Source organism: Halomonas sediminis, assembly GCF_044871105.1.
Classification (GTDB): Bacteria; Pseudomonadota; Gammaproteobacteria; order Pseudomonadales; family Halomonadaceae; genus Vreelandella; species Vreelandella zhuhanensis.
Window position 1 is genome coordinate 1,401,705 of sequence record NZ_CP085246.1, and the last position, 12,944, is coordinate 1,414,648.

Genomic DNA, 12,944 nt, shown 5'->3' on the forward strand with positions numbered 1-12,944 from the left:
GCTTCATGATCGATGAATTGCCAGCCACCGAGCTACCTATCGAGTCGCGCCTTGAGGCCGTCTGTGACGCCCTGGCCCGGCACAATCGTGCCTTGCTGGTGGCGCAACCCGGCGCGGGCAAGACCACCCGAGTGCCGCTGGCGCTATTGCAGCAACCCTGGTGCCAGGGTAGCAAGCTCCTGCTGCTGGAACCACGCCGGGTGGCCGCGCGCCTGGCCGCAGGCTTCATGGCCGACATGCTCGGGGAAACGCTCGGCGAAACCGTGGGTTATCGCATGCGCGGTGAAAGCCGGGTGGGGCCGAACACCCGCCTGGAGGTGGTCACCCAGGGCGTGCTGACGCGCATGCTGCAGGACGACCCCATGCTCGAAGGTGTGGCGGGTATCCTGTTCGATGAATTTCACGAGCGCAGCCTGGACGCGGACCTGGGCCTGGCGTTGACGCTGGATGTGCAGCAAGGCCTGCGCGAGGATCTGCGCCTGCTGGTGATGTCGGCGACCCTGGATGTCGAGGCGCTCCGCCAGGTGCTGGGGGCGGATACCCCGCTGATAGACTGCCCGGGGCGCCAGTACCCGGTGACCACGCATTACCGCCCGCTGAATCAGCGCAAGGAGCTAGCCGCCCAGCAAGCGGAGGTGGTGGAGGAAGCCCTGGCCACCAGCGGCGGCGATGTGCTGGTGATTCTGCCGGGCGTTGCGGAAATCCATCGTCTGCAACGTGAACTTCAGCGCCGCCAGCCTGAGGTGCCACTCAAGCCGCTGCACGGGCGTTTGCCCTTGAGCGAGCAGCGTGACGCCCTGGTGCCGGTGGCCGGGCAACGGGTGGTGCTGGCCACGGCAATTGCCGAGTCCAGCGTGACGGTAAACGGGGTGAAGGCGGTGGTCGATGCGGGCCTTGAGCGAGTGCCGGTATTCCAGGCGCGTAGCGGGCTTACGCGCCTGGAAACGCGCCGGGTCAATCGCGCCAGTGCCGACCAGCGCCGAGGGCGTGCCGGTCGCCAGGGGCCGGGTGGGTGCTTTCGGCTATGGGCGGAAGAGCAGCCCTTGGTGGCCCACGCCGAGCCGGAAATGCGCCAGAGCGATCTTGCGCCGCTGGCATTCGAGCTGGCGCGCTGGGGCGTTGCACAGCCTGAACAGCTGAGCTGGGTCACGCCGCCCGCCAAGGGCGTGCTGGAGGCCGGGCGCGACTTGCTCAGGCGCCTGGGTATGCTCGATGACAAGCATCAGCTTACCTCCTTGGGTCGCCGGTGCGCTCGCTGGCCGGTGCATCCGCGGCTGGCGGTAATGCTGGAGCGGGCAGGGCAGTTCGATGCCCAACCCCTGGCCTGCGCCCTGGCTGCCTTGCTGGAAGGCGGTGACCGGCAGCGCGAACCCGATCTGGCGAAGGCATTGCAACAACGCCTGAACGCGCCGCGGGACTATCAATGGCAAAGTGACTATCGCCAATGGCAGCGTGACGCCAGGCGCCTGGCCAGGCTGGCGGGCTGTTCGCTTGAAGTGACGAATGTTACGGCGATGGGGGCGCTGTTGGCACTGGCCTATCCCGAGCGCATTGCCCAGCGCCTCGAACCGGGGCGTTTTCGCCTGGCCGGTGGCGGCTTGGCGACTTTGGCAGTGGAGCATCCGCTGGCGCATGCCGCTTTTCTGGTGGCGGTGGAGCTGGACGGCGACCCCAGCCAGGCCCGCATCTTCAAGGCTGCAGCGCTTGAGCAGCAACGCCTGGAAGCGCTGTATCCCGAAACGCGCCACTGGCAAGCCCGCCTGGAATGGTCACCCGCTCAGGGGCGTTTGCTCGGCGAGGAGGTTCAGGCCTTGGGGGCGGTGATTCTGGCGCGTCGGCCGCTAAGCAAGCTGCCTGCGGAGGCGGTACGCAGTGCATTGCTCGAAGCGCTGCGGCGGCGTGGCACCCTGGTGCTGGATGAAAGGAGCCAGCAGCTGCTGGGCCGTATGGCGCTGTTGCGCCGCGAGCAGGGCGACCAATGGCCGGACTGGTCGCAGGCGGCGCTGCTTGAAACGCTGGAAGAGTGGCTGAGCCCGAGGCTTGACGGCATCACCCGTCTGGACGCTGTGGACCGGCTGCCATTGGCAACCTTTCTTCTGGAAAGCTTGCCCTGGTCGCTTCGCACCCGGATGGAGGAGCTGGTTCCCGACCGTTTGGCGGTGCCCAGCGGCTCCCAGGTTCGCCTCGATTACACAGCTTGTTCGGAAGGCGGCGAGCCGGTGCTGGCGGTCAAGCTGCAGGAGGTGTTCGGCTGGCAGTCATCGCCTGCCGTGGTGCAGGGCCGGGTGGGGGTGGTGTTGCACCTGTTATCCCCCGCCCGGCGACCGCTGCAGGTGACTCGGGATTTGGCCAGCTTCTGGTCCAATGGCTACGTGGAAGTGCGCAAGGAAATGCGCGGCCGCTACCCCAAGCATCCCTGGCCGGAAGATCCGCTCAACGCTCCGGCCAGTGCCAGGACCAAGCGCCGTTCATGAGCTTTCATGAGCGGCGGTTTCATCGTGCTGCTGCCTGGGTGAAGACTCGCTGCCGACCAGATTCCAGTGGCGTAGCACCCATTTCTCAAACTCGACAATCAGGAAAAGTGCCAGGCCGATAGCAACGATGATCGCCCAATGGAAGGGGCTGATTGCCTCGCTTTCGAAAATCGCTTGCATGAAGGGCAGATAGGTCCAGCCAAGCTGGATGGCCACCACCAACCCGATGGCGATCCACACCGGGCGGCTACCGAAGAGTCCGGCGATGCTCAGGGAATTATTGATCAGGAAGCGGCTGTTGAGCAGGTAGACGATTTCCCCGACTACCAGCATGTTCACCGCCCCGGAACGCGCCAATTCAATGCTGTTGCCCTGGCCATGATAAAGCCAGAAGAACATGCCGAAGACCGCGGCCACCAGCAGCAAGGAGACAAAGATCACCCGCCATAGCATGAAAAGATTAAGCAAGGGGGCATCCGGGTCGCGCGGCTCACGGCGCATCACGTCTGCTTCGGCGGCCTCGAATACCAGGGCCATGCCCAGGGTGACGGCGGTGACCATGTTGACCCACAGGATCTGGAGCCCGGTTATCGGCAGCATCAGCCCCCCGAGCATGGCAATCAGCACACCGAGGCTTTCCGCCCCGTTGGTCGGGAGCAGGAAAGTGATGGTCTTGCGAATATTGTCGTAGACCTTGCGGCCTTCCTCGATGGCATTGACGATCGTGGCGAAATTATCGTCGGCCAACACCATTTCCGCAGCCTCCTTGGCCGCCTCGGTGCCCTGGATGCCCATGGCCACGCCGACATCAGCGCGTTTAAGGGCCGGGCCGTCGTTGACACCGTCGCCGGTCATGGCGCAGATGCCGCCCTTGGCCTGCATGGCCTTGACCAGGCGTAGCTTGTGCTCCGGCGCGGCGCGGGCATAGACATCCACTTTATTGATATTGTCTTCCAGTTCCGCATCCGACATGTCTTCCACGTCGCGGCCGGTGAGGGCCTTGTCGGTATGGGCGAAGCCCAGCTGTTCGGCAATGGCCCGTGCCGTCACGGGGTGATCCCCCGTGACCATCACCGGGCGAACCCCGGCTCTCAGGCAATGCTTTACCGCCTCGACAGCCGTCTCTCGGGGCGGGTCGAGCAGGCCCACCATGCCCAGCAGTACCAGGCCGTTCTCGACGGCATCAGTGCTGAGCTCACCGAGGTCTTGATCGGCTTTTTTCTCGGCTACCGCCAGCACGCGCAAGCCGCGGGCGGACAGGGTCTGGATGCGTTGTTCCCATTCATCGCGATCCAATTCCACGTCGTCGTCACCGCTGCGCATCCGGTCGCACATTTCCAACAGCCGATCCGGCGCTCCCTTGACCAGAATATAATCGCTGCCGTCGATCTCGTTGAGCGTCGCCATGTAGCGATTTTCGGATTCAAAGGGAATACTGTCTCGGCGCGGGTACTCATCGCGCAGCTCGGCAATCTGCATACCGGCTTTTGCCGCAGCAACCACCAGGGCGCCTTCGGTCGGGTCGCCATGAATGGCCCAGCGCTGCTTTTCCTGTTCCTGTTCCTGTTCCTGGTTCTGGTCGTCTTGCTTGTCGCCATCTTGTTGCTTTGCGTTGCGCTCTTGCTGGGCAAGCTCGGCTTCGTTGCACAATACCCCGGTGAGCAGAAAGTGTTTCAGCAACGGGTTGTCGTCCAGCGAGAGTTCCTCGCCCGGCTCGTCACTTTCGGGATCCTGGGGTGCCTCGTGCAGCTTGCCTTCGGGCGAGAAGCCCACCCCTGACAGCCGGACTTCCTTTTCGGTGAGCCAGATGGCCTGGGCGGTCATCTCGTTACGCGTCAGGGTGCCGGTCTTGTCGGAAAAGATGGTCGAAATCGACCCCAGGGTTTCCACCGCCGGCAAGCGGCGCACGATGGCATTGCGCTTGGCCATGGCCTGAACACCCAAGGCCAGGCCGATCGTCACGATAGCGGGCAGACCTTGCGGAATCGCGGCCACCGCCAATGCCACCGCGGCCATGAACATCTCACTGGGCGGTTGGTCGTGTATAAATACGCCCAGAAAGGCCGAGATGGTGGCGGCACTGACGATGAAGATGGCCAGGACATTGCCGGCACGATCGAGTTGCGCCAGCAGGGGGGTCTTGAGCTTTTCCACGCCACGCAGCATTTCGGAAATCTTGCCGATTTCGCTATGCCGGCCGGTTTCCACCACCAGCCCCTTGGCGGTACCTTGCACGACCAGGGTGCCGGCATACGCCATGGCGCTACGTTCCGCCAGAGGGGTGTCTTCGTCAACGGGGTCGGTGCCCTTGTCGACCGGTTCGGATTCACCGGTCAAGGGGGCTTCCTGGCTGCGAAAACGCTGTGTCTTGATAAGACGAAGGTCGGCGGGGATACGGTCACCGCTTTCGAGCTGCACGATATCCCCCGGTACCAGCGCCTCGGCATCAATGGTGTCACGCCGGCCATCGCGCAGTACCTTCGCCTTGGGCGAGAGCATGGTGCGAATGCTATCCAGTGCCCGCTCGGCCTTGCCCTCCTGAAAGAAGCCGATCAGGGCGATGATGATCACCACCGCCAGAATGACCGCGGCGTCCAGCGTATGGCCGAGAAATTGGCTGGCTATCGCGGCGACAATCAGAATCAGCATCAGGACGTTGTTGAACTGATCGAGCAACCGCTTGTACCAGGGACGGCCTTGCTGTCTCTCCAGCTTGTTGGGGCCATGTTTGTCTAGCCGGGCTTTTGCTTCGCTTTGCGAGAGTCCTTGCTCATTGCTTTCCAATTTATCCAGGGCGTCATCGCCGGCAAGGCTGTGCCAAGCGATATCATGGGGTGCGTCCTGGTTATTTTGGTCGGCCATCCGTTACCTCCAATTCAAGCAAACATGACGTTTAACCAATAGCACACATTTGTTTTTCCACACGTAGAGGGGCGGCATTTTTAATGCCTGATGGGTGCGGCCTTGCGCCTGCGCCAGACTGCTTTTTCCAGTTCGATCAGCAAGTAGATGACAATGCTGCCAACGCCGATGACCAGCCAGTGCCCCAGCCCCAATGCTGCGCTGCCGAAGATCAGTTGCATGAAGGGTAGGTAAGTAAATGCCAGTTGCAACAGCATGATCAGCCCGATGGAAATCCATACCGGGCGGCTGCCGAAAATGCCTTCCAGGGAAAGGGTACTGTTGACCAGAAAGCGGCTGTTGATCAGGTAAGCCGCGCTGCCGGTAACCAGCATGTTCACCGCGCCTGCCCGGGCCAGGGCTTCACTGCCCCCCTGGGCCAGGATCCAGCTGAACATGCCGAACACCCCCGCCAGCAGCAGCATGGAAACGAAGATCACCCGCCAGAGCAGAAACATGTCCAGCAAGGGCGCGTCGGGGTCGCGTGGCTGACGCTGCATCAGGTCCTTTTCGCCTTCTTCGAAGGCCAGTGCCAGGCCCAGTGTCACGGCGACCACCATGTTGACCCAGAGCGCCTGCAGCGGGGTGATCGGCAGAATGGAGCCGGCCAGTACGGCGAGCATGATCGCCAAGCCCTGGGCGCCGTTGGTCGGCAGAATGAAGGTGACTGTCTTGCGGATATTGTCGTAGACCTTGCGGCCTTCCCGGATGGCATTGACGATACTCGCGAAGTTGTCATCGGCAAGCACCATTTCCGAGGCGTCCTTGGCCGCCTCGGTGCCCTGGATGCCCATCGCCACGCCGACATCGGCACGCTTGAGCGCCGGGCCGTCGTTGACGCCGTCGCCGGTCATCGAGCAGACCCCGCCACGCGCCTGCATGGCTTTGACCAGGCGTAACTTGTGCTCCGGCGAGGCGCGTGCATAGACATCGACCTCCAGGATGACGTCTTCGAGCTCGGCGTCGGACATGACCTCGATCTCCCGCCCGGTCAACGCTTTCTCGGTGTGAGAAAAGCCCAGTTGCTTGGCGATGGCAAGGGCTGTGGTGGCATGGTCGCCGGTGATCATCACCGGACGAATCCCTGCCTGACGACATACCTTTACCGCCTCGATGGCTTCGTCCCGGGGTGGGTCGAGCAGGCCGACGATACCCAGCAGGGTGCTGCCTTCCTGAACGTGGTCGTGCTCCAGGGCATCGATTCCCTCGGCGGATTTTTCGGCAATCGCCAGCACGCGCAAGCCCCGCGAAGACAACTCATGAATGCGGGTTTCCCACTTTTCGACATCCAGATCGACAATGCCTTCAGGGGTACGGACGTAGCGGCACATTTCCAGCAACCGGTCCGGGGCTCCCTTGAACAGTAAACGGCGCTGGTCATCCATATAAGTAACGATAGCCATGTACTTGTGCTCGGATTCGAAGGGAATCGCATCCAGACGCTCATATGTCCTGCGCAGGGCATGGGGGTCGATACCGGCTTTGGCGGCGGCTACCACCAGTGCCCCTTCGGTGGGGTCGCCGAGGATATGATAGCGATCATTTTGCTTGTCTCTGGCGAGTTCGGCATCGTTGCACAGCACCCCCACCTTGAGAAAATATTCAAGCTCGGGGTGCTTGTCGATATCGATTGCCTGGCCTGATTCGCCATCCTGCGCCAGGCGAAACTTGCCTTCGGGCGTAAAGCCCACCCCATCGATGCGGTATTGCTGATCGCCCAGCCAGATGGCCTGGGCGGTCATCTGGTTGCGCGTCAAGGTGCCGGTCTTGTCGGAAAAGATCGTGGAGATCGACCCCAGCGTTTCCACTGCCGGCAGGCGGCGGATAATCGCATTGCGCTTGGCCATGCTCTGAACGCCCAAGGCCAGGCTGATCGTCACGATGGCAGGCAGGCCTTCGGGGATGGCGGCGACCGCCAGGCCCACCGCAGCCATGAACATCTCACCCAGCGGTTGGTCGTGAATCAGCGCGCCAAGTACCGCAGTGATGGCGGCGGCGCCCAGGATGAATATCGCCAGCACTCGCCCGGCGCGGTCGAGTTGTTCCAGAAGCGGGGTCTTGAGTTGCTCCACACTGCGCAGCATTTCGGAAATCTTGCCGATTTCAGTACGGCTGCCGGTCTCCACCACCAGCCCCTTGGCGGTGCCTTGGACCACGATGGTACCGGCGTAGGCCATGGAGCCTCGCTCGGCAAGCTCGGCATCTTCCTGCACCGCCTGGGTGGTCTTGTCCACCGGCTCGGATTCACCGGTCAGCGGCGCTTCATCGGTGCGAAATCGGCGTGCTTCGATAAGGCGCAGGTCGGCGGGCACCCGGTTACCGCTTTCCACCAGCACGATATCGCCGGGTACCACGGCTTTTGCAGCAATGGTGGCGCGCTTGCCATCGCGCAATACATTGGCCTGGGGGGACAACATGTTGCGAATGCCTTCCAGTGCCTGTTCCGCCTTGCCCTCCTGAAAGAAGCCGATCAGCGCGATGATGAGCACTACCGCGACAATGGCCCCGGCATCCAGGCTATGGCCGAGCAACAGGCTTGCCGCTGCCGCCACCAGCAGGATCAGCATCAGGATATTGTTGAACTGATCCAGCAGGCGCCTGTACCAGGGGCGCGCCTGTTCTCTGCGCAACTTGTTGGGGCCGTATTTATCGAGACGTGTTTCGGCTTCATTGCTCGAAAGGCCGCTCTGGGTACTTTGCTGCCGAGTCAGGGCGTCATCGCAGGATAGGCTATGCCAGGCGACGTCTTCAGGACTTCGTTCACCACTCGACCGTTGTTCGGCCATCCCTTACCTCCAGGCGTTAATGTGAAAGACAGAAAAGCGCGATGGCATTAGTCGGCGTTGGGTTCCGGTACTTTCCCGGGGATGCGATAACGTACACCTTCGGGTTGCCGCTCTTCTTCGTAGCGGCGATTTTCCTCTTCTGCGGGAACGCCGAGTACGGTTTCCTGAGAACCATCCGGCCAGGTATAGGTGGTGCAGCCGCCAAGGCCGCCGATCAGCAGGACGAGAAGTAACACAGGGAACTTGGAAACAGGAAACTTGGGCATGGTGACTCTCCAGAAAGCGAAAAATAGACAGTAAAGTAAAACGGCTGACAGCGCCGGAAAGCGCCTAACGATATCCTTCGGCCTGTAGCCTGAACAGGCTTGCATAGCGGCCATCGTCAGCAAGCAGGACGTCATGGCTGCCTTGCTCGATGATACGCCCGTTCTGCATGACCAGGATGTGGTCCGCTGCGCGTACCGTCGAGAAGCGGTGTGAAATCAGTATGGTCATCTTGTCGCGGCGATGCTCACGAAAATCGGCATAGACGGCGGCTTCCGCCGCGGCGTCCATGGCAGCGGTGGGTTCATCGAGTACCACAATGTCGGCACTTTCACGCATGTAGGCGCGGGAAAGGGCGATTTTCTGCCATTGGCCGCCGGAAAGCTCTTGCCCGCCCTTGAACCAACGCCCCAGCTGGGTGTGATAACCCCCCGGCATCTCATTGATGAATTCATCGGCCAGGCCGCGCCGTGCGGCTTCCTGCCAGCGGGCTTCTTCATCGAAGGCCACAACGTCTCCGGCCCCCAGGTTCTCGCCGACCTTGAGCTGGTAACGCACGAAGTCCTGAAAGATTACCCCGATACGTCGGCGCAAGGTGGCGACATCCCAGTCTCGCAAGTCGCTGCCATCGAGCAGGATGCGGCCTTCGCTGGGGCTGTAAAGCCGAGTAAGTAGCTTGATCAAGGTGGTCTTGCCCGAGCCATTCTGACCCACCAGGGCCAAACTTTCCCCGGGACGTACATGCAATGAAATCGCCGAAAGGGCAGGGGTTTCGGCGCCGGGGTAGAAGAAACTCACGTTTTCGAAGCGTATGCCGTCGCCGGGCTGGGCGCCCTGGGTCAAGCTGCCCTGTTCCGACGCCACCGGCTGTTCCAGGTATTCATAGAGATTCGACAGGTAAAGATTGTCTTCGTACATGCCGCTGATCGAGGTCAGGCTGGCGGAAAGAGCGCTCTGGCCCTGCTTGAATACCATCAGGTACATGGTCATCTGGCCGAGGGTCAATTGACCGACAACGGTTTCGACGACCACCCAGGCGTAGGCGCCGTAGAACGCCAGGGTGCCGAGCAAGCCCAGCACGAATCCCCAGCTTTCGCGGCGTAAGGTGAGCCGGCGATCTTCCCCATACAGGGTGTGGAAAATATCGCGGTATCGGGACAGCAGCAAAGGCTCCAGGCCGAATAGCTTGACCTCCTTGATGCTGTCCTCACGCGCCAGCACGGTTTCCAGATACATCTGCATGCGGGTATGCGGCGAGCGCCTGCGAAACAGTTGAAAGGCATCGCCGGAGAACTTGGCTTCGGAGAAGAAGGCCGGCAGGGCGCCGACCAGCAGCACCAGCAGTGCCCAGGGGGAGAACTGGATCAGCAGCACCCCGAAGCTCACCAGCGAAATGGCATTCTGCAACAAGGAAAATGTCTTGTTGACCAGCCCCAGCGGGCGTGTCGAGGCTTCACGCCGGGCACGGGTGAGCTTGTCGTAGAATTCCGAGTCCTCGAACTGGGTCAGCGATAGGGTGCCGGCCTTTTCCAGAATCATCACGTTGACCTTCTGGCCGAGCAGGGCGCGCAACAGCGACTGCTGCGCCGAAAGACCGCGCTGAGCCAGGGCGATGCCGGCGATCACCCCGGCCTCCGCCAGCACATAACGCATCACCGGCCACAGGGTCTGCCAGGAGGCGGGGGCATCGGTTTCACGGTGATAGGCCATGGCGTCGACTACCGAGTCGACGATCAGTTGCCCCAGCCAGGCGGCAACCGCAGGCAAGACCCCGGCGACCAGAGTACATATCGCCAGGCCGATGGTCAGGGCGCGGGAGGTCTGCCATACCAGTGAAAGGGCACGGCCACTGTAGCGAAATACGCCGAAAAAACGTCTGATGATAGTCATGATGTAGTCGATGGGTAGTGAAAGAAGGGGCGTCTCATTAAGTTCCTGACTGAATCGAAGTTTGTTGCCAAGCGAGAATGCGCTAACGTGAATACGCCCTGTCTGGCTGACCGCTAAACGTTGGTTGACCCACAGAGCCAAACCCACTTGCTCTACCGTGAAAAGGATACCTTATGTCGGCACTTTCCCTGGCTGAACGTCTTGAATTAACGGTGGCTATTGCTCGTGAGGCGGGCCGAATGATCGTTACCGCACGTGAGCAACAAGGGTTCGATCATCGCTACAAATTGGGCGACGAACTGGTCACCGATATCGATGTTCAAGTGGATACCTTTATCAAACAGCGCCTGAATGCCGCTTTTCCCGATGATGCCATCCTGAGCGAAGAACTTTCTCCGAAACAGGATGGCCTGGCGGAAGCCGAGGCGCTTTGGGTGGTGGACCCGATAGACGGCACCGTGAACTTTGCCCATGGGTTACGCCATGTGGCGGTCTCCATCGCCTGGGCCGTGAAGGGGCATACCCAGCTCGGCGTGGTGCATGCGCCGTTTCTGGATGAAACCTTCGCCGGCATGCTCGGCCAGGGCGCTTTCTGCAATCAACAGCCGATTCGCGCCAGCCAAGCCACTGAGCTTTCTCGCGCCTTGGTGGCCACGGGGTTCCCGCATCGTCGCAGTGAACGCGCTGCATTGATCCAGCGATTGACCGCAACGCTGAATCATTGCCAGGACGTAAGGCGTAACGGCTCGGCAGCGCTGGATCTGTGTGATGTTGCCTGTGGACGCCTGGATGCCTATTACGAAAGCGTCTCGCCCTGGGATTCCGCCGCCGGCTGGCTGATCGCCCGGGAGGCGGGGGCCACGGTTTCACACCGTTACCCCTGCCCGGAAGACATGCCGCCGGATCTTTACAGCAAGCATCTGCTGGTCACCGCCCCCGGCATTCATCAGGCGCTTGAGCAACTGCTGCGCGAGGCTGACGATGCTGCTTGAGCAAGGTCCTGCAGCATCAATTGTTCTTGTAGCGTTCATCACTGGAAACCGGGGTCGGGCCGGTACCCGCATCGCCCAGGTCGGCCCAAGGCTCACGCGGCGCTTCGGCACGTTCACCGGTACGCGCTGCGTAGCGTTCGCGATTCAGTGCTTTCAACAACCCCACCATCATCAGTATGACGATAACCGAAAAGGGCAAAGCAGCCATGATGACGGCGGACTGCAACGTCTCCAGACCTCCGGCAAGCAACAGCACGGCAGTCAGCAATCCCAGCACCGCGCCCCAGATGATCCGGTGAGCGGTTGGGGGGTCTGGGTCGCCACCCGAGAGAATCGTATTGATGACCAGGGTGCCGGCATTGGCCGAGGTGATCAGATAAGTGGCGATCAACACGACCAGGCCCGCGGAAACCCCGATGCCGACTATTCCCATACCCATGGCGTTGATGGTCGCGAACAGGGCCGTGGCGACTTCCTCGTCCACCGCTTGAACGATGCCTCCGATACCGAACAGCTCATGGTAAAGCGCGGTGCCACCAAACAGCCCGATCCAGATGATGTTAATGATGGTAGGCACCAGCAGTACCCCCATGACGAATTCGCGGAAGGTGCGCCCGCGCGACACCCGTGCGATGAACATGCCGACGAACGGCGACCAGGCCAGCCACCAACCCCAGAAGAACACCGTCCATTCCGCCTGCCAGTCATCGTCTATGGTGGCGTTGGTATGAAAGGTCATGCTCATCAGGTTCTGGATGTAGTCACCGGCGGATTCGATGGTGATGGCGATCAGGTATTGCGTGGGGCCGAACACCAGCAGGAAAAGCACTACCGTGATGCTTAACCAGAAATTGGCTTCCGAAAGCAGCCGTACCCCACGCTTGACCCCCGAGACAACCGATAGGGTGGCCACGCTCATGATGATGGCAGTGATGATGACCTGTAATGTGGTGGAGGTGGGCAGTCCAAACACGGCATTCAGCCCCGCATTCATCTGCTGAACGCCCAGCCCCAGGGTGGTGGCGATACCGAATACCGTGCCGAATACCGCCAGCAGATCCACCAGATCGCCGAGAAAGCCATGGTTGCGTTTGCCGAGTACCGGCTCCAACCCTGAGCGAATAGTCAATGGCAGTTGCCGCCGATAGGCGAAGTAGGCCAGCACGATGGCGACGAACGAAAAGATCGCCCAGCCATTCAGCCCCCAATGAAAATAGCTCAGGCGCATGGCCACCCGAGCGGCATCCGGTGACATGCCTTCATCAATGAAGGGATTTTCCTGAAACTGCAGGATGGGTTGGGCCACTGCCCAAAACAGGATGCCTACCCCGGTACCGGCGGCAAACAACATGGAAATCCATGAAAAATAAGTGAACTCGGGCTGCTCGTAATCCCCGCCCAAGCGTACGTTCTTGTAGCGACCCGTGCCCAGCCATACCATGAAAAACAGTAGAACAGTGACCAGCAACACATAGTACCACTCAAGAAAAGGATTCAAGTATGTGCGGGCCACATCCAGACCGAACGCTAAACGCTCGGTAAAAAAGACGCCGTAAGCCAGTGCGGTGGCGATCATGACCATAGCCATTATCGTGACTCGCGCATTCATTCCTTTGAAAAGTCCCGATGCCTCCTGG

The 12,944-nt window shown here is 61.1% G+C and carries 7 protein-coding genes; 2 read left to right on the forward strand and 5 right to left on the reverse strand.

Translation table 11 applies throughout. The features are described from left to right. The first annotated feature begins 5 nt into the window (after positions 1-5). Positions 6-2,474, forward strand: coding sequence for an ATP-dependent helicase HrpB (gene hrpB, locus LG290_RS06770; RefSeq protein ID WP_499836764.1), 2,469 nt, complete (start codon positions 6-8; stop codon positions 2,472-2,474). On the opposite strand, the gene LG290_RS06775 is transcribed toward hrpB, so the two are convergent. The 4 genes from LG290_RS06775 to LG290_RS06790 all read right to left on the reverse strand — a co-directional run bounded on the left by LG290_RS06775 (position 2,469) and on the right by LG290_RS06790 (position 10,315). Further along, positions 2,469-5,336 carry a cation-translocating P-type ATPase gene (locus LG290_RS06775; RefSeq protein ID WP_499836765.1) on the reverse strand — a complete coding sequence of 956 codons (2,868 nt, stop codon included), beginning with the start codon at positions 5,334-5,336 and terminating at the stop codon, positions 2,469-2,471. The genes hrpB and LG290_RS06775 overlap by 6 nt on opposite strands. Before the next feature lie 80 nt (positions 5,337-5,416). Continuing rightward, on the reverse strand, positions 5,417-8,161 hold the full coding sequence (locus LG290_RS06780) for a cation-translocating P-type ATPase (RefSeq protein WP_499836766.1): 2,745 nt from the start codon (positions 8,159-8,161) through the stop codon (positions 5,417-5,419). Between the two features lie 47 nt (positions 8,162-8,208). Continuing rightward, positions 8,209-8,427, reverse strand: a complete 219-nt coding sequence (locus LG290_RS06785) for a hypothetical protein (RefSeq protein ID WP_499836767.1) — start codon at positions 8,425-8,427, stop codon at positions 8,209-8,211. 64 nt (positions 8,428-8,491) lie between these two features. Further along, a complete protein-coding gene (locus tag LG290_RS06790; protein ID WP_499836768.1) occupies positions 8,492-10,315 on the reverse strand; it encodes an ABC transporter ATP-binding protein in 1,824 nt (607 codons plus the stop codon). Positions 10,316-10,488: 173 nt separating this feature from the next. On the opposite strand from LG290_RS06790, the gene LG290_RS06795 reads away from it, so the two are divergent. After that, positions 10,489-11,307 (forward strand): inositol monophosphatase family protein, encoded by an 819-nt coding sequence (locus LG290_RS06795; protein WP_160416901.1) that lies wholly within the window; start codon positions 10,489-10,491, stop codon positions 11,305-11,307. A gap of 16 nt (positions 11,308-11,323) precedes the next feature. Here LG290_RS06795 and LG290_RS06800 read toward each other — a convergent pair whose 3' ends face one another. Then, the gene (locus LG290_RS06800) at positions 11,324-12,895 is read right to left on the reverse strand and encodes a BCCT family transporter (protein ID WP_499836769.1); all 1,572 of its coding nucleotides are present in this window, start codon (positions 12,893-12,895) and stop codon (positions 11,324-11,326) included. Positions 12,896-12,944: the final 49 nt, after the last annotated feature.